Origin of the sequence: Marinobacter sp. UBA3607, from assembly GCF_002375525.1 — a bacterium.
Classification (GTDB): Bacteria; Pseudomonadota; Gammaproteobacteria; order Pseudomonadales; family Oleiphilaceae; genus Marinobacter; species Marinobacter vinifirmus.
The window spans coordinates 193,989-211,794 of the sequence record NZ_DFLY01000032.1 but is presented as its reverse complement, the minus strand read 5'-3'; the positions used below and the strand labels follow the sequence as shown (position 1 = coordinate 211,794).

18 protein-coding genes are annotated in these 17,806 nt (G+C 57.2%); 13 read left to right on the top strand and 5 right to left on the bottom strand.

The features are described from left to right. Positions 1 to 1,206 carry a 1-acyl-sn-glycerol-3-phosphate acyltransferase gene (locus B2589_RS12635; RefSeq protein ID WP_094623990.1) on the bottom strand — a complete coding sequence of 402 codons (1,206 nt, stop codon included), beginning with the start codon at positions 1,204 to 1,206 and terminating at the stop codon, positions 1 to 3. Positions 1,207 to 1,377: 171 nt separating this feature from the next. Between B2589_RS12635 and recQ the strand changes: the two genes are divergently transcribed. From recQ to B2589_RS12610, 5 genes are all read left to right on the top strand, one after another. Further along, positions 1,378 to 3,252, top strand: a complete 1,875-nt coding sequence (gene recQ, locus B2589_RS12630; protein WP_286816883.1) for a DNA helicase RecQ — start codon at positions 1,378 to 1,380, stop codon at positions 3,250 to 3,252. Positions 3,253 to 3,461: 209 nt separating this feature from the next. Next, positions 3,462 to 4,376, top strand: a complete 915-nt coding sequence (locus B2589_RS12625) for an ABC transporter substrate-binding protein (protein WP_339648163.1) — start codon at positions 3,462 to 3,464, stop codon at positions 4,374 to 4,376. Positions 4,377 to 4,460: 84 nt separating this feature from the next. After that, positions 4,461 to 5,987 carry a bifunctional GNAT family N-acetyltransferase/carbon-nitrogen hydrolase family protein gene (locus tag B2589_RS12620; protein WP_058340930.1) on the top strand — a complete coding sequence of 509 codons (1,527 nt, stop codon included), beginning with the start codon at positions 4,461 to 4,463 and terminating at the stop codon, positions 5,985 to 5,987. Between the two features lie 154 nt (positions 5,988 to 6,141). Next, on the top strand, positions 6,142 to 6,540 hold the full coding sequence (locus B2589_RS12615; RefSeq protein WP_286816800.1) for a hypothetical protein: 399 nt from the start codon (positions 6,142 to 6,144) through the stop codon (positions 6,538 to 6,540). Between the two features lie 46 nt (positions 6,541 to 6,586). After that, complete coding sequence (locus B2589_RS12610; protein ID WP_286816799.1) at positions 6,587 to 7,201, top strand: helix-hairpin-helix domain-containing protein; 615 nt, start codon at positions 6,587 to 6,589, stop codon at positions 7,199 to 7,201. An 8-nt stretch (positions 7,202 to 7,209) separates the two neighbouring features. Here the strand turns inward: B2589_RS12610 and senB are convergent, their stop codons facing one another. Then, positions 7,210 to 8,181, bottom strand: a complete 972-nt coding sequence (gene senB / locus B2589_RS12605) for a selenoneine biosynthesis selenosugar synthase SenB (protein WP_286816798.1) — start codon at positions 8,179 to 8,181, stop codon at positions 7,210 to 7,212. 167 nt (positions 8,182 to 8,348) lie between these two features. Between senB and B2589_RS12600 the strand changes: the two genes are divergently transcribed. The 4 genes from B2589_RS12600 (at position 8,349) to B2589_RS12585 (ending at position 12,082) form a co-directional block, all read left to right on the top strand. Beyond that, complete coding sequence (locus B2589_RS12600; RefSeq protein ID WP_286816797.1) at positions 8,349 to 9,227, top strand: putative selenate ABC transporter substrate-binding protein; 879 nt, start codon at positions 8,349 to 8,351, stop codon at positions 9,225 to 9,227. Next, the gene (locus tag B2589_RS12595; protein WP_286816796.1) at positions 9,227 to 9,877 is read left to right on the top strand and encodes an ATP-binding cassette domain-containing protein; all 651 of its coding nucleotides are present in this window, start codon (positions 9,227 to 9,229) and stop codon (positions 9,875 to 9,877) included. The genes B2589_RS12600 and B2589_RS12595 overlap by 1 nt, the downstream gene beginning before the upstream one ends. Positions 9,878 to 9,894: 17 nt before the next feature. Next, positions 9,895 to 11,361, top strand: a complete 1,467-nt coding sequence (locus tag B2589_RS12590) for a PhnE/PtxC family ABC transporter permease (RefSeq protein WP_286816795.1) — start codon at positions 9,895 to 9,897, stop codon at positions 11,359 to 11,361. Positions 11,362 to 11,503: 142 nt separating this feature from the next. Next, the gene (locus B2589_RS12585; protein ID WP_286816794.1) at positions 11,504 to 12,082 is read left to right on the top strand and encodes a hypothetical protein; all 579 of its coding nucleotides are present in this window, start codon (positions 11,504 to 11,506) and stop codon (positions 12,080 to 12,082) included. Here B2589_RS12585 and B2589_RS12580 read toward each other — a convergent pair. Then, positions 12,075 to 12,371: a hypothetical protein gene (locus B2589_RS12580; protein ID WP_058340923.1), complete on the bottom strand. Its 297-nt coding sequence runs from the start codon at positions 12,369 to 12,371 to the stop codon at positions 12,075 to 12,077. The genes B2589_RS12585 and B2589_RS12580 overlap by 8 nt on opposite strands. Positions 12,372 to 12,411: 40 nt before the next feature. Next, positions 12,412 to 12,861 (bottom strand): hypothetical protein, encoded by a 450-nt coding sequence (locus B2589_RS12575; protein ID WP_286816793.1) that lies wholly within the window; start codon positions 12,859 to 12,861, stop codon positions 12,412 to 12,414. A gap of 138 nt (positions 12,862 to 12,999) precedes the next feature. On the opposite strand from B2589_RS12575, the gene B2589_RS12570 reads away from it, so the two are divergent. Genes B2589_RS12570 through B2589_RS12560 form a run of 3 tightly spaced genes read left to right on the top strand, consistent with a single transcriptional unit; the run spans position 13,000 to position 15,196 of the window. Beyond that, complete coding sequence (locus tag B2589_RS12570; protein WP_094624001.1) at positions 13,000 to 13,920, top strand: ABC transporter ATP-binding protein; 921 nt, start codon at positions 13,000 to 13,002, stop codon at positions 13,918 to 13,920. Positions 13,921 to 13,943: 23 nt separating this feature from the next. After that, positions 13,944 to 14,705: an ABC transporter permease gene (locus B2589_RS12565; protein ID WP_022988234.1), complete on the top strand. Its 762-nt coding sequence runs from the start codon at positions 13,944 to 13,946 to the stop codon at positions 14,703 to 14,705. Beyond that, complete coding sequence (locus B2589_RS12560) at positions 14,705 to 15,196, top strand: DUF192 domain-containing protein (RefSeq protein WP_286816881.1); 492 nt, start codon at positions 14,705 to 14,707, stop codon at positions 15,194 to 15,196. Before B2589_RS12565 ends, B2589_RS12560 begins: the two co-directional genes overlap by 1 nt. 11 nt (positions 15,197 to 15,207) lie before the next feature. Here B2589_RS12560 and B2589_RS12555 read toward each other — a convergent pair whose 3' ends face one another. Further along, on the bottom strand, positions 15,208 to 15,999 hold the full coding sequence (locus B2589_RS12555) for an enoyl-CoA hydratase (RefSeq protein WP_199457527.1): 792 nt from the start codon (positions 15,997 to 15,999) through the stop codon (positions 15,208 to 15,210). Positions 16,000 to 16,194: 195 nt separating this feature from the next. On the opposite strand from B2589_RS12555, the gene B2589_RS12550 reads away from it, so the two are divergent. Beyond that, a complete protein-coding gene (locus tag B2589_RS12550) occupies positions 16,195 to 17,799 on the top strand; it encodes a sensor domain-containing diguanylate cyclase (protein WP_286816792.1) in 1,605 nt (534 codons plus the stop codon). The last annotated feature ends 7 nt before the right edge of the window (positions 17,800 to 17,806 follow it).

Sequence of the window (17,806 nt, the reverse complement as noted above, 5' to 3'; positions counted from 1 at the left end):
TTATTCTTCGGTTGGCGTCAGCGCCTCGCCGTTGTTATTGGCGGCCAGGGCGTTGACCACCGGATTGGCGTACATATCCAGCAGGTAAGGCCGGATAGCCGGATCACAGGCTTCCAGCCGGCGCTCCATTTCCGCCCGGGCCGCTTCCAGGTCCGCCGGCGACCAGGTTTCTGCAGTCACCACGTTTTCGCTGACACTGCCCGGCGTTTCCCGGGCTTCAGGGTGAACGCCCCGCATCTGGTAAGCCACCAGGTTGGATGCATGCAGATGGTAATTGGCGTGCATTTCGTGGTCGATGCGGGCGGCCAGGGCTTTCGGATTGTCCGGTGCATCAGCAATAGGCGCACCGAAGTGCACATGCACATGCCCCTTGTAACCGGTCAGGCCTTTCACAATCTGCTCGGAATCTTCCCCTTCGGTTTTCTGGTAACTGCCGGTACGGGCCTTCACTTCCAGCTCCCGGGCCTTGTCGGCATCGCAGGGGTCGTACTCGTAGGCAATAGACACCGGCACAATATGCAGCCGGTTCATGGCCTCGCCAAAGTCCAGCCCGGATTTCTTCCGACTCATGTAGAACATCTTGATGATGGCAGGATCCGTGGCGTCTATGCCGTCCTTCGCGCGGCCTTCACGCTGGGCTATCCAGATGCTGTGGTTGGTGTCGATGCTGTGGTTGATAAACCCGGACAGCGTCAGGTAGGCATCGCGCATTTCCCGGGGGCTGGTCATGTTACGACGCACCACAAAGCTCTTGTTCAGGCGCATCATCTCTGCAAACACCCGGTTCTGCAGCAGATTGTCGCCAATGGCAATGCGGGTGGTCAGGAAACCGTTCTGGAACAGCAGGTAATTCACCACCATTGGGTCAAACACGATGTCCCTGTGGTTGGAGATAAACAAATGGGCGTTGGTCTTGCTCAGGTTCTCCAGGCCGCTGTGGGTTACCCGGGAGGTGGTGCTTTCAACCAGTTCGCCCACGTACTTTGACAGCTCCGCCTGCAGGTCATCCACCCGATGGTAGTGGCCGAAGTTGCCAACCAGCCAGCGCCGTACAAACATCCGCAAGACCGCCGGCGCCCACTTCGCCGCCAGGGGGGACTTGAAGCGGCCCACCATGTCGAGGAACTCCCGATCATTAACCAGGCGTTTGATGGCCGGCGCTGTTTCTTCATCCGAATAGGGACGGATTGCGTCAAATTCCTGCATGCAAGCCCTGTTGTTGTTCGAAGCGGTTAATCAAGTGGTTGGAAATTGGCGGTATTCTATCCTGTCTTGGCACTGATTTCCTCCACCGAAATGGCGGGGTTAACCAATCCCGCCGGCGGATCTGTTATCATCCCCGCCCTGAACATTTCCCGCCCACAGGCAAAGACCAGCATGTATCCGGACCAGGATTTTGACCAACTGACCCGCGAACCCCCTTCTGCCACCGGCCGAAGCCCGGAGCAGGTTCTGCACGAGGTATTCGGTTACGAAAGTTTCCGGCCGCTGCAGGGCGATATCGTGCAGGAAGTGGTGGGCGGTGGTGATGCCCTGGTACTGATGCCCACCGGCGGCGGTAAGTCCTTGTGTTATCAGGTGCCGGCGCTGGTTCGACCGGGTACGGCGGTGGTCATCTCGCCGCTGATCGCCCTGATGCAGGACCAGGTCGCCGCCCTGAAACAACTGGGCGTGAAAGCGGCGTTCCTGAACTCCACCATGGATTTCGAACAGGCCCGGGCCACCGAATATGCCCTGATGACCGGTGAGCTGGACCTGCTGTATTGCGCACCGGAACGGCTGATCCAGCCTCGTACCATTGAACTGCTGCACAACGCGTCGCTGTCGCTGTTTGCCATCGACGAAGCCCACTGTGTCTCCCAGTGGGGCCATGATTTCCGGTCTGACTACCTGCAGCTGAGCATGCTGGCGGAAGAATTTCCCGGCATTCCCCGAATTGCCCTGACCGCAACCGCCGATGAACGTACCCGAAAGGAAATTTCCGAGCGCCTGTCGCTGACCCAGGCCCGGCACTTCATCAGCGGTTTCGACCGCCCTAACATCCAGTATCGAATCACCCCGAAAACCAATGCCAATAAACAGTTACTGGACTTTATTAAAGCCGAACATGAAAGTGACTGCGGCATTGTTTACTGTCTTTCCCGGAACAAGGTAGACGCCACTGCCAGGTTGCTGGCCAGCAAAGGCTACCTGGCACTGCCCTACCACGCCGGCCTGACTGCCGAGGAACGAGCCAGGAACCAGGAACGCTTTCTGCGCGAAGATGGCGTAATCATTGTGGCGACCATCGCCTTTGGCATGGGCATCGACAAACCGGATGTCAGGTTTGTTGCCCACCTGGACCTTCCCAAGAGCCTGGAAGCCTACTACCAGGAAACCGGCCGGGCCGGTCGTGACGGCAAACCCTCGACGGCCTGGATGGTTTACGGCCTGCAGGATGTCATCAAACTGCGGCAGATGCTGGAAGCGTCCCTGGGCAACGACCAGTTTAAACGTGTCGAGCGGCAGAAGCTGGATGCCATGCTGGGCCTGTGTGAAGTCACTCAATGCCGCCGGCAGGTTCTGCTGCGCTACTTCGGTGACACCCTAGAGCAGCCCTGCGGTAACTGCGACACCTGCCTGAACCCGCCGGAAACCTGGGATGGCACGGTTGCTGTACAGAAAGCCCTGTCTTGCGTGTACCGTACCGGCCAGCGCTTTGGCGTCAACTATGTCATTGATGTGCTACGCGGCTCAGAGAACGAACGCATCCTGCAATCCGGCCACCAGGCCATTTCCACCTATGGCATCGGGCAGGATCTGTCGGCGACCGAATGGAAGTCGGTATTCCGGCAACTGGTGGCTAACGGATATCTCCGCGCAGATCCGGAAGGCTACGGCGCCCTGCAACTGACCGAACGCTGTCGCCCCTTGCTGAAAGGTGAACAGCCTATCCAGCTGCGTAAAGACCCGGTGCAGAAGAAGGGCTCTGGCAGCAAGTCATCCGGCAGTCGCGCCAGCGGGCAGGATATCCGGGACCAGATCACCGACCATGCTGGCTGGGACGCCTTGCGGGCCTGCCGCAAGGAGCTGGCAGACAAGCAGGGGGTGCCGCCCTATGTGATCTTCCACGACACCACCCTGTTCGAAATGCTCCAGCGCCGCCCTGGCAGTATCGAAGAGCTGGGCGAAATCAGCGGTGTTGGTGCCGCCAAGCTGGAGAAGTACGGCGAAACTTTCCTTCAAGCCATCGCCGAACTGGGCGCTGGCTAACCAAGCGAGGGCGGATTATTCCGCCTTGAAGCCCTTTTTCCGCACCCGGTCCGGCCCAACCTCCTCTATACTGTCGATCAAAGCCATGAATCTGGTGTCTTGGTTCCAGTTACCGCGAATTTGCGTTGCAAAATTGCGCGTAAAGCAACAACAATGCAAATCAGAACAATACAACGACATTTCACGCATCTTCCAGAAGGAAAGCCGACTTGGGTTGTACTCCCCTTTTCCGCGTCGTTTCTTTCGCGGCCTGCCTGCTGGCAAGCCTGGTACCCGCCGCCCATGTAGTTGCCGAAACAACAGACAACCACCGGGAGCTCACCCTCTGGTACCGCAACTACGATAGCCCGGCAATTCGCAACCTGGTGTTGCTGGCCCTGGATAAAACCCCTGAGTACGGCAGCTATGAACTCCTTCGCAGTTTGGAGGTCAGCCAGGGGCGGGCCTTGCTGGAGCTGGCCAAAGGTAACAACCGGATCCTCGATATTGCCAACGTTGCCACCACGGCTGAACGGGAAGACAGCCTGAATCCGATCCCCGTTCCGGTAGATGGCGGCTTGCTGGGTTTTCGGGTTTGCCTGGTAATGCCGGAAAACCTGCCGAAGTTCAAGGATATTTCCAGCCTTGAAGACCTCAAAGCCCGTAAAATCAGTATTGGCCAGGGAACGCACTGGCCAGACACCCCGATTCTCGAGGCCAACGGGCTGAGGGTCATCACCAATCCACGTTTCGAAGTGCTGTTCGGGATGCTGCTGAACCAACGTTTCGACTGCTTTGCCCGGGGCATCAGTGAAGTGCTTTTTGACCTCGAACAGCCTCGCGCCAGTGGCCTGGTGATTGAACCCGATCTTCTGATTGCTTACCCGTTACCTTCTTACCTGTTTGCCGCAAAACACGATCACGACACTGCTCACCGGCTCCAGCTCGGCATTGAGCGCGCCATCAATGATGGCAGTTTTGCGGACTATCTGAACAAATACTTCGGCCGCGCCATGGAAGAGCTAAACCTCAAAAATCGTACGATCATCACCCTTGAGAACCCGTACCTCACTAATGAATCCAATGGTATTGGCCGGAAAACGCTGGAAGAGCTGAGCCGGCGTATCAAATACCTGGACCAATAGTCCCGGGCGAAGTATTCAGGAACCTCTGTTAAACTGATGCATCCTGAACCGTGCATCCGCTCGTCAAAAACGGAGAATCTCTGAATGGCCCACGAAGAACTGCACCTGAACCTGCGCAACCTCACCCTCGAGGATTACCCACAGCTCCAGGAACTGATGGACGATGTTTATGAGGACATCGGCGGTGCATGGCCAAAAGACACCATCAAGGCGCTGGTGGAGCAATTCCCGGATGGCCAGATCTGTATTGAAGACAATGGCCACCTGGTAGCCGTAGCACTAACCGTAAGCGTTAAGTACGAGCGGTTCAGCAACCCCCACGCCTACGACGACCTGATCCTTCGCAACGAAAAGATCTGGCACAACCCCAATGGTGATTCCCTGTATGGGCTGGATGTGTTCATCCACCATGAATATCGCGGCTATCGTCTGGGCCGGCGCTTGTATGAAGCCCGAAAGGAACTGTGTCGCTCCATGAACCTGCGGGCCATCCTGGCCGGCGGCCGCATTCCCAACTACTTCAAGTATTCCGAGCAGTACACACCGGAAGAGTACATCCAGCGGGTAGACCGCAAAGAGATCTACGATCCGATTCTGAGCTTCCAGCTCTCCAATGACTTCCAGGTTACCCGGCTGATGCACAAATACCTGCCGGAAGACGAAAAATCCATGGGCTATGCCACGCTCCTCGAGTGGCGAAACATCCTGTATACCCCGCCCTCTTCAGTACTGGACGTGAAGAAAACCCAGGTGCGTATGGGTGCAGTTCAGTGGCAGATGCGAGAGTTCACCTCGGTTGAGGAAGTGCTCAAGCAGGTAGAGTACTTCGTCGACGCGCTGTCGGACTACAAAAGCGATTTCGCCCTGTTCCCCGAGTTCTTCAACGCACCGTTGATGGGGCTGACCGACCAGATGGACCAGACCCGCGCCATTCGCTTCCTGGCCGGCTTTACCGAACAGTTCCGTAACGAGATGTCGGAAATGGCCGTCAGCTATAACATCAACATCATCACCGGCTCCATGCCGCTGATCGAGAACGACCGGGTGTACAACGTCTCCTATCTTTGTCATCGCGACGGTCGGGTAGACGAGCAGCGCAAGATTCACATTACCCCACACGAACGCCGGGACTGGGTGATTGAAGGCGGTAATGAGTTCAAGGTATTTGATACCGACGCGGGCCGGGTTGCCATTCTGATCTGCTACGACATCGAATTCCCGGAACTGGGCCGTATTGCAGCCAGCCAGAACGTCGATATTATCTGTGTGCCCTTCTGGACAGACACGAAGAACGGCTACCTGCGGGTGCGCCACTGCGCCCAGGCGCGAGCCATTGAAAACGAATGCTATGTGGTGATCACCGGCAGCGTGGGTAACTTGCCCAAGGTGGAAAACCTGGACGTTCAGTACGCCCAGTCATCCGTGTTCTCGCCTTCGGACTTCGCCTTCCCCCACGATGCCGTGATGGCCGAAACCACGCCCAATACCGAGATGATCATGTTCTCGGATATGGACCTGGAAAAGCTGAAACTGGTGCGTAACGAAGGTTCTGTCACTAATCTTAAAGATCGCCGTGTTGATATGTACGAAATCAAAACCCGTTCACGGTAACGGATCTGGCCCGGAATCACCGGCCAGGCTCTTGAACCATTCCCTGAAAGGGTTACCGTAGACGGCTGACAGCATTGCCATAATTGCTTTCGCCGTCTATTGTTTGATCTATATACACATTCTGATGTACTGAAAAACGCAGAGATACAGGTTAATGAACGACCCACTACCGGATCTGGTTGCCCGCTTCCGTGTTCGCAAGGGACTGTTTCGTAAAGAAACCGTCGAGGCCCGCGTGTACGAGCTGGACAGCTATGGCTGCGTGATGAAAACCGACAAGGTTTTCGAGCCGGGCGATACTCTGGTTCTGGAGCTGGTAATGGATATGCCGTTTGAGGAAATCCGGGCCGAGGGTGTCTCCGGCCTGGTCACCGAAAAGAGAAAGCACTGTAGCAATTTCTTCTATTCGATTGATTTTTCTGACCTTAACACCAAAGACGCTTCTCCCCTGTCAGAAAAACTCCGGCGCATTCACGAAGTACTTCTGAAAAAACAAAGCCTCAAATCCCGCCGTGACCCGGGCCCCGTCGGGAGCATGAGGCAACTGGCCTGATACCCCGTAGTACTTACCAAGCATCCGTCTGCAAGGAGACGTCCCCATGGCAAAGAAAGCCAAACCGAGCGTAGATAAGATCGTCAAGAAGGTGAACAAGGAGTTCGAGAAAACCTCTGCCCAGATCGAGGGGCTGATTAGCGATGCCCTGCAACAGTTCGACCACCTGCAGCACCAGATTCAGGACCCCGTGCGCAAGCTGCTCAAAGACATGGACGAGCTGCGTGACCGGGAAATGAAGCGCTTTAACGAAGAGTTCGAGCGCCGGATGAACGAGTTCCACGAATTGCAGGCCACCCTGCTGGAGCGTGTGGGTATTGCCTCCAAGGAAGCCCGCAAAGCGGCGGACGAAACAGCCAGCAAGGCCAAGTCTGCGGCCAAATCCGCTACGGGCAGCAAGCCGGCTGCAAAGAAGGCGCCTGCCAAAAAGCCTGCCGCCAGGAAAACTGCTACTCCGAAGGCGGCCAAGCCCGCGGACAAGTCTGATCTTACCCGCGTGAAGGGTATCGGGCCGGCGACTGCGAAAAAGATGAAAGAAGCCGGTATCACTTCCATCGAGCAGATTGCCAACCCGAGCGCCGAAGACAAGCAGAAGCTGGAAGCCTTCAAGAGCATGAAAGGCTACAGCCAGCTGACTGCCGAGGCGAAAAAATTACTGTAAAACGTACCTTAGCCTCGGATGTCGACTACCCGCGCCAGAGCCTCCTCCAGGCTCTGGCGTTCTTTTTCAGGGGTGAAGGTTTCAGCGAGCGCCGACACAGCCGCTCTCAGTTTTGCCAGGTACTCCGGTTCCCGCTCTGCCCGGTACATCAACTGGGCCAGTGCCTTGTCATCCCCAACCGGGAAATAGCCCGGATAATCCTCACCCAACAGCCCCTTATTGCCCGGAATATCCGACGCCAGAATGGGCAAACCTGCCCTGCAGGCTTCAGAGACCACATTCGCGCCACCTTCCATCACAGAGCTGATGACCATCACACTGCTCACGGCCATCAGGTTTTCCAGGCCCGGTTTATCCAGCTCCCCTAACCAGTGAAAGCGCGGGTTATCCTTGCTTTCTGCCAGCGCTTTCTCGCGCCATTCCTCGGTGTGCTGGCGGCCGGCACAATTAACGACAATGCTGGAATCTTCCGGTAGATGCCGCGCGGCAAGGGCAGCCCGCAGGCTGTCTTTTTCATCACGCAGGTGGCCGATCACACAGATATTGAACTGCCCCGGTTCCGGCCGGGAGCCGCCGCGCACGGCAGGCTGCGCTGCAGACTGACGAAGGGTAACGAGTTTGTCGCGGAATGATTCGGGAATATCCCGGGCTACCAGGTCGTGCAGGCCTATCAGCAAATCCGCCGCGTCCATCGAAGCCAGGGTAACCCCGGGATATTTATGCTGGTGATGATAGATATCAGTACCCGTCAGCACGACAATTAACGGCTTGTCCGGATTTTGCTCTCTCCATGCCGCTACCGCACCGGCACTGCGCCATGCGTGGAGGGCGAGCATCAGATCAGCCGTTTCTCCATCATACCCGGTCAATACCTGGACCTGATGGCCGGATTGCTCCAGCAGTACCTGCCAGCGCAGGGCTGTGGCTCGATTACCGGCCTTGGAGTCCGGGCCGGCAGGAGTGATGATCAGAAGATGCATAAAGGGTGTCCGATAAATTTACCGAAATTCTGCATGCGCCAGTGCTCCGGGTAAAGGATACCTGCGTATACCGGTTCAGACTTGTGGTAATTCACGGTATCCTGAGGCTGCCTTCGGCGCTGGCCGGACCACCCAAAAGCTCCCCCGACTAAAAGGAATGAATCATCATGGTCATCAAACATCTACGGAAATGGCTGGTTTCCGGCCTTCTGTCTTTTTCTGCCGTCACTGCCGTACAGGCACAAACCTTCGTGTTTACGGCTATTCCTGATGAGGATGAAACGAAGCTGGTAGAGCGCTTTCGCGGCGTGGCCGATTACCTTTCCGAGCAGCTCGACGTAGACGTTCGTTATATCCCGGTAAAATCCTATGCGGCAGCGGTATCCGCCTTCCGCAACAACCAGGTGCAGCTGGCCTGGTTTGGCGGGCTGTCCGGTGTGCAGGCGCGGCGCCTGGTGCCGGGTTCTGAGGCCATCGCCCAGGGCGTGGAAGACGAAGCCTTCGTCACCTACTTCATCGCCAACACCAGCACCGAAATCGAGCCGGCAGACAGCCTGGCGGACCTTGAGGACAACCTGCGTGGCAAAACCTTTACCTTTGGTTCCAAGGGTTCCACCTCCGGCCGCCTGATGCCCGAGTTCCACCTGCGCGACACCTTTGGTGAGGCACCGGAATCTGTATTTTCCCGTGTTGGTTTCAGCGGTAACCATACCCGTACTCTTCGCCTGGTAGAGGCTGGCACCTATGAAGTGGGCGCGCTCAACTTCCAGGTCTGGGAAAAAGAGCTGGCAGATGGAAACATCGATACCGATGCCGTTCAGGTTATCTGGAAAACCCCGGCGTACCCGGATTACCAGTGGACCATCCGGGGTGATGTGAATGAACGCTTCGGTGAAGGATTCAAGGACAAGGTGACCAAGGCCTTGCTGGAACTGGACGATCCGAAACTGCTGGAAAGCTTCCCCCGTTCCGGCTTTATTCCGGCGTCTAACGATGATTACGAGCCCATTCGCAAGACCGCTGAAAACATCGGAATTCTCGATTGATGTCAGGATTTGATTTTCATGGCCTGACAGCCAGCTTTAACGGGGAGCGGGTAATTGGCCCGCTCTCCCTTCACGTAAATGAAGGCGAGCATGTGGCACTGGTCGGCCAAAGTGGCGCCGGCAAGTCTACGCTGATCCGTTTGCTTTACGACCGGCTTGAGAGTGAGGCATCCCTGATTCCGCAAGGCCTGGGGCTGGTGAACGCGCTGCCGGTGTTCCATAACGTGTTTATGGGACAGCTGGACCGACATCCCGGCTGGTATAACGCCCTGACCCTGATTCGCCCGTTCCGTCGCGACCGCGACACCATAAAGGCCTTGCTCAAAGAACTGGAAATTTCCGAGAAACAGTGGATACCGGCGGCTGCACTGTCTGGCGGACAACGCCAGCGGGTGGCCATTGCCCGGGCCATCTACCGGCAGGCCCCTGTCCTGTTGGCGGATGAGCCCATTTCGGCACTGGATGGCCCCATGGCGCACCTGGTCATGAAAACCCTCACCAACCGGTTCTCCACCTCGATTATTGCCTTGCACGATGTGGACATGGCACTGCGTTACTGTAACCGGATCATCGGCATTCAGGACGGCCAGATAGCGCTGGACGAAGCGGCTTCCTCGCTTGTCGCATCCGACATCATGTCGCTGTATTAACGGGCCAGAACCAGTTTATGTTTTCCTACCCCACCGTCAGAGCCAGTTTCATCTTCCTTGCCATTGCGCTCGGAGGTTTGCTGGTGGCCGATATTGCTATCACCACCGCCAACCCCTGGCAGGATCTCGGCCGGTTCTTTCTGGGCGTAGCTACCCCCAACTTTTTCAGCACCGAAGGCCTGATGACCGCCCTGCTGCGCACGGTGGCGTTCGCCTTCGTAGGTGTAACCATCGGCAGCCTGGCAGGATTTCTGCTGGCGCTGGGTTATCGGTTTCTGCCGGTTCGAATCTTCTGTGCCTTCATCCGTTCGATTCATGAGCTGTTCTGGGCGCTGATCTTTCTGCAGTTCTTCGGTTTCCACCCACTGACGGGCGTGCTGGCCATTGCCATCCCCTATTCGGGTATCTTCGCCAAGGTGTACTCGGAGATCTTTGAAGAGTCTGATCCGGAGCCCGGCCGCCTGCTGCCTCCTGGCACTGGTTCGATGTCAGCCTTTCTGTATGCCCGTATTCCGGATTGCTGGGAACAGATCCGCACCTACACTTCTTACCGCCTGGAATGCGGCCTGCGCTCCTCGGCCATTCTTGGTTTTGTGGGTTTGCCTACGCTGGGGTTCTACCTGGAATCGTCGTTCTCCCAGGGCATGTATTCCGATGCCGGCGCCATGCTGATTCTGTTCTATATCCTGATTGCCACCCTGCCCCTGTGGGTTCGTCCGAAATTGCTGCCGTTCTACATTCTGGCCGCTCCGTTCTTTCTGGGAGACGGGTTCCCCATTGTCTGGGGCAATGTGGAGCGGTTCTTCACCGAAGACATCATCCCGGCTCCGCTGCGTGATGGCGAGGGGCTTGCCGGCCTGTCTGCCTGGTTCGGGGATGTAATGGTCACCGAGGCACTGCCGGGCATCTGGAACACCATCGTCCTTACCCAGATTGCCCTGGTGGCTACGGGTATTATTTCCCTGCTGGCCTTCCCGCTGATTTCCAACCACTTTGGTGGCCCGGTGCGCCGTACCTCCGGCCATGTGTTGCTGGTGATTGCCCGCTCTACGCCGGAATACATCCTGGCCTATATCCTGTTGCAACTCTGGGGGCCGTCCATGCTGCCGGCGGTGGTGGCACTGGCCCTGCACAATGGGGGCATTATCGGCCACCTGATCGGGCGCCAGACCAACACCATTCGGTTGCGCCCGGATGCGCCCATCGGCTTCACCCGGTACAGCTGGGAACTGGTTCCCCGGGTTTACCGGTCGTTCCTGGCGTTTCTGTTCTACCGTTGGGAAATCATCATGCGGGAAACAGCCATCCTCGGCATCCTGGGCATCTACACGCTGGGCTTCTATGTCGACAGCGCCATACAGAACATCCGTTTCGACCGGGCCATGGTGCTGATACTGATCACCGCGCTGCTGAACATCGGCGTTGATGCACTGGGGCGCTACATTCGCCGGAAACTGGCCCTGCAGACCATGCAAACCTGCTGATCAGCTGAGACCAGCATCACAATTCCCGCGCCTGAAATGCCGGTACTGCCAGAATTGGGAAGCCGGTTACCTTGCCGCTCGTTACATATCGTTACAATGCCTTATCGTTCTAACTTCAGGAATGCGAGGCAAGAAACCCTTCATGGTCAACGGACTGGTCACAGTTACTGAGCTCGGCTTGCTGGCTCTGGTCGGCATTCTGGCAATCCGGATGGTTGCCCTGTCCCGGGGAGAAGCACTTCAACTGGCAGGTGGTATAGCAGAACCGGAAATACCCGGCCCGGTGGCAAGGCGCACGGCGCGTACCGGCAAGCAGGTGAAAATTGCCTCTGCCCATGGCACCGAACTGCGCACCCAGCTGCACATTCTGGCCGGGCTCCAGGAGCGGGATTGTCGGGATAAGGGGCTTTTGCTGGCCGATGCGCCAGAGGCGGTGCGGCTGTACGCAGCCGCCTGGTTGTATGGGGCCGGTTGTGCACTGAGCCGCCAACCGGTGCGCCATTCCGATGCCCTGGCAGGCATGGTGGCACGCATTGTCAGCCGTAAAACAGGCATTCGCCAACCGGAAGCATTGCAGGCTATCAGCACCCTCACCTCCAGTTCCGTGTTACTGGCCTGCTACCGGGCCGGCCTTGAAGGCGCTGAACACTGGCAGCAACATCAGTATGTGCCGGCTCACTCCAGCCTTTATGATGCAGCCACCAGCAACGCGTTTATCTGACGGCTTCAACTTCCCAATTACTACCAAGGTTAATCGCTGTGGTGCCGGTTTCATCCTCTGCAGGCACTCCGGCGATCACCGGCCGGGTAAATCCGCCGTCGTCAGTGTGCTGCATGGAGTCGACATCCACAGACCGTACCAGCCATGATTTCCCGCCTGCGTTCACACGCGCCCGGTGGGTGAGCCCGAAGACAAAGCGGCAGTAATCGAGTTTCAGCTGAAGCAAATCCTGTTCTGCCTTGAGAATCTTTCTGAGCAGAACCTTTTGAACACTTTCCCCGTAATCCATCACATTTCCCTGGAGATTGTTGTATTTTCCAGGAATTTAACTACTTCTCCGCACGAAAGACCAGTGTTGACGGCACATTTTCGATTAAATCCTGGCCATCCTGAAAATCGATTCTCCAGATCATTTCACTGCCCGTGGTACAGAACGGCGCGGTAAACCTGGCCCGGTATTCCAGCGATTCTTCCCGTACCAGCGGCACCGGGTACTCGCCCATGTACATGTTTTCGCCCCTGAGTACCGCCAGAAAGCGATCCGGCGCTTCCGGCACGGTCACCTGGAGCCGGTACTCCACGCCCTGGTCTCCCTCCGGGCCGGGGGTCAGCTTGACCTGCCACTGGCCTTGATCCGTTTGCCAGCTGCAAGGGCCTGCAAGCAGGTCGCAAGGTGGTTTCTTCTCCTCGTTGCTGGCTTCGTTCAGGTAGTCGGGAGCAAATGCCAGTATCGCTACAGCAGCAATCAGTAAACCCCCTGTTACGACGGCTCGTATCATATCAGCAGCCTCTCATCCCCTTTTTGAAGGGGGCATTATGGGCATAAATGCCGACATGGCAAAGGTTTCTAAACCGCGGCTAGCATGAGAAAATGCCCGGCTTTCTGGCTTGAATCACCCAAGAAACAGGATACCGCTGTGCAACCGGACATCTCCGTAAAGCACCTGAACAAGATCTACGAAGACGGCTTCCAGGCCCTGAAAGACGTTAACCTGGAAATCTACCCGGGAGAGATCTTCGCCCTGCTTGGCCCCAATGGTGCGGGCAAAACCACGATGATTTCCATCATCTGCGGGATAGTGAACAAGAGCAACGGTGAAGTAACCGCTGCCGGCCACGATATCGTTAAAAACTACCGCAAGGCCCGCGAAGCCATCGGCCTGGTACCCCAGGAGTTGAATACCGATTCCTTTGAAACCGTATGGGATGCGGTGTCGTTCAGCCGTGGCCTGTTCGGCAAGGCCCCGAAACCGGCCCACATAGAGAAGGTACTGAAAGACCTCTCCCTGTGGGACAAGCGCAACAACCGCATCATGTCGCTGTCTGGCGGCATGAAACGCCGGGTGATGATTGCCAAGGCCCTGTCCCACGAGCCTCGCATCCTGTTTCTGGACGAGCCCACGGCCGGCGTGGATGTAGAGCTTCGCCGCGACATGTGGGAGATGGTCCGGAAACTCCGCGAGAACGGCACCACCATTATCCTGACCACCCATTACATCGAAGAAGCCGAGGAAATGGCGGACCGCATCGGGGTAATTCGCCAGGGCCAGATTATCCTGGTGGAAGACAAGGACACCCTGATGTCCAAGCTGGGTAAAAAAGAACTGCGTCTGCAGCTGCAGCACAAACTCGACAAGGTGCCAGGCGAACTCACCCTGGAGCCCATCGAGCTTTCGGAAGACGGCTACGAGCTGATCTACACCTTTGACTCCCAGCAACAGCAAGCCGGCGTCGCCCGCTTACTTCGGACCCTTGGGGATCTGGGCATCGAGTACCGGGACCTGCAAACCCGGGAAAGCTCCCTGGAAGAGATTTTTGTGGGCCTGGTGCACGAATAAGCCGCCCGAACGGAGAGAGCAGAATGAATCTTTACGGTGTAAAAGCCATCTACAAGTTCGAAATGGCGCGCATGAAGCGGACCATCATGCAAAGCGTGCTGTCGCCGGTGATCTCAACCTGCCTGTACTTCGTGGTATTCGGTTCTGCCATCGGCTCCCGCATGGGCGATATCGACGGCATCGACTACGGCGCCTACATCATCCCGGGCTTGCTGATGCTGTCCCTGCTGATGCAGAGCATCTCCAACGCCTCTTTCGGCATCTATATGCCAAAGTTTTCCGGCACCATCTATGAAGTGCTGTCTGCGCCTGTGTCCTATGCCGAGATTGTTCTGGGCTACGTCGGCGCTGCGGCCACCAAGGCGGTTATTCTGGGGCTGATTATCCTGGCGACCGCACGGCTGTTTGTCGACTACTCGGTACTGCATCCCGTGTCGATGCTGGCCTTCCTGGTGCTGACGGCGGTGACCTTCAGCCTGTTCGGGTTCATCATTGGCATCTGGGCTGACGGTTTCGAGAAATTGCAGATCGTGCCCATGATGATCGTAACCCCGCTGGTGTTTCTTGGCGGAACCTTCTATTCCATCGATATGCTGCCCCAGGTCTGGCAGACCATCAGCCTGTTCAATCCGGTGGTGTATTTGATCAGTGGCTTCCGCTGGGCTTTCTATGGCGTATCTGATGTGCACGTGGGCATCAGCGTTGCCATGACCCTGGTATTCCTGGCCATGTGCATGACCACCGTCTGGTGGATCTTCAAAACCGGATACCGGCTGCGTTCGTGATGTTTCGTGTATTGCTGGCGGCCTGCGCCCTGGTGGCGCTGGCCGCCTGCGGCGCGGCAGACGCCCGGGACGAACAACCCTTGCCGGTGATTCAAGCCTGTTTTGTAACCGCTGATCGCTCGTACCCGGTCATGCTTGAAGTGGCCAGTGAACCGGAGCAGCGGCGCCGGGGCCTGATGGGCCGGGAACACCTGCAGGATAACGCCGGCATGCTGTTCGAGTACCAACAGCTGCGACCGGCCGACCACGGATTCTGGATGTACCAGACCCTGATCCCACTCGACATCGCCTATCTAGGTGCACAGGGCGAGATAGTAAGCCTGCGGCAAATGCACCCCTGTGCATCCTCCCGCAGCAGCGACTGCCCGGCTTATCCGGCCGGCAAGCCCTTCCTGAGTGCGGTGGAAATGAATGCCGGCTACTTCCATGAACGCGGCATTGGCACCGGTGACCGGCTGGTATGGCCAGCCAACGGTGCCTGCAAGCCCTGAAACCACTCCGGCTATTTGTGCTGCCAGTTCGGATCCCGCTTATCCAGGAACGCTGAAATACCTTCCTGTGCATCTTCAGCTGTCATATTGGTGGCCATCACCCTGGCGGTGTAATCGTAGGCATCGGCCAGGGGCATTTCCAGCTGCCGATAAAACGCCTCTTTACCGATCTTCAGGGTGTGGCCAGATTTACCGGCAATGGTTGCGGCCATGTTGTAGACAGTCTCATCCAGGGCTTCCGGTTCCACTACCCGGTTCACCAGCCCGATATGCTCAGCGGTTTCCGCATCAATCATTTCTCCGGTCAACAACATTTCCATAGCATGTTTGCGGGAAACATTGCGCGACAGCGCCACCATTGGCGTGGAGCAGAACAGACCGATGTTCACACCCGGCGTGGCAAACCGGCTGCCCCGCTCCGCTACCGCCAGGTCACAGCTGGCCACCAGCTGACACCCTGCAGCCGTTGCCACACCGGCTACCCGGGCGATCACCGGCTTCGGCAGGTTCACAATCTGTTGCATCACCTTGCTGCACTGCTGGAACAGAGCCAGCTGAAATTCGTGGCTGTCGAATTTATCCCGCATCTCCCGCAGGTCGTGGCCGGCGCAAAACACATGGCCGGCGGAAGCCAGCACCACTACCCGGCTGCTGTCATCCCGGGCAATTTTCTCAAGGGCTGAAGACAACCCTTCCAGCATGGCCATCGACAGGCTGTTCCGGCGTTCCGGCTGGTTCAGGGTCAGCGTGGTAATACCATTTTCTGTACGGACTCGCACTGGGCGTTCTTGCGCGGCGGACATAATTCAGAACTCCTTGATGGCTATCGTCCCAGTATTGCCAACAGCTGCCAGCCTGTCGAACAGACTTTGGGCGTATACAAATAGTTGCAATATGCGGCTATTACCGAGTATTCGCAGGCAACCCCGACCGGTACGATGAATGTTTAAAACAAGCAAGTCTGAAGCGTCTTAAAACATCGAACAGGTAAACGCAGTATGAAGCAAGTCCGCCACTCACTGGCCTCCAGGTTTGTTCTGTTTCTGGCGGGCCTTCTTGTACTGGCCATGATCGCCCTGCTTCTGATCGAAAAAGTTGTATTCCAGCCGGTCCTCATGAAAGCCGAGAACCAGCAAGCCGGCCAGGAACTCGCGCGCATCGAAAATTCACTGACGCAGAACCACAATGCGCTGACCGCCCAAACCCGGGACTGGGCGCACTGGGATGACACTTACCAGTTCTTCCAGGATGCAAACAGCGACTACGCCACCAGTAACTTCAGCCGGGAGATGCTCGAAGACCTGCACGACCAGGCCATGATCTTCATCAGTGAAGACCAGCAACCAATGTGGATTGCCGGCATTGATCCGGGCACGAACACCTACGGCACCTGCACCTCGGCAACGGGCGACTGCAGCTGGGCGGCACCGCTCATCGCTGAGGTTCAGCCGTTTCTGGGCGAGGTAGAAGCATCGGGGCTGCCACTGAACCTTGCCTCCCCGTGGCCTGCAATCGCTGCGATAGCACCCATACTTCAAACCGACAGGACAGGCCCATCCCGGGGCTGGCTTATCAAGCTTCGGCTGATTGACGAACGGCTGACGGATTTGCTCGAGGATCAGACAGGGCTATCGGTGCAGATTTCCACACGTCCAGCAGCCCCGGCCGATACGGAACGGAAGATGGCTCTTCAGCGAGAGCCAGACCTGCTGCATGCCGCCAAGCCCCTGTTAACCCATTCCCGTGGGCCCGAGCTGGTGTTGAGTACTGAAATTCCGAGAGACCGCGTAAAAAGGGCGTCGCGAAATTTTCGCTATTCACTCGCCTGGACGGCCGTTTTGCTGGCCGTTGTGATCGGGGTGGTACTGGCACTGCTGTATGGTCTGGTACTGAAGCCACTGGGCCAGCTCACCCGCTTTGTTACCGGGAAACAGGGAGAGAATTCCCTTGGCCAACGCGAAAACCTGGCGGACGTACCAGACAGCCTGTTGCAGCGGAGAGACGAGTTTGGCACCCTCGCTCGCCACGCCCAGAGGTTGATCAGCCAGCAACGGGAACAGTCAAAAATGTTGCTGGACCTGTCCCATCACGATCCGCTGACAGGCCTGGCCAATCGCCGACTGTTCGATGCCAGCTTGCAACAAAGCCTGTCGGATGAACCGGAAAAGCCGACCTCCGTGTTGATGCTGGATATCGACCATTTCAAACTTTATAACGACCGCTATGGCCATCCGGAAGGTGACCGGTGTCTCGCCAGCGTTGCGGAGTGCATGGAGCAAAACGTCAAGCCCCATGGCTTTCTGGTTGCCCGTACCGGGGGTGAGGAATTCAGTGTGCTGATGCCCGAAACAGGGTTGGAACAAGCCAGAACCTGTGCCGAAGAACTTCGCAAAGCCATCGCAGGCCTGAAACTGCCCCACGCAGACTCTCCGGTCAGCGATGTCGTCACCGTGAGTGTCGGTGTTGCCAGTAGTGTAAACGTGGACAATGTTTCCGGCTCCACACTCATGCGCAGCGCAGACCTGGCGTTGTATGAGGCGAAGGATCAGGGACGAAACCGGGTTGCCTGCTTTGGTGAGGATGCGGCAAACATTTTTGGCTGAAGGGCCG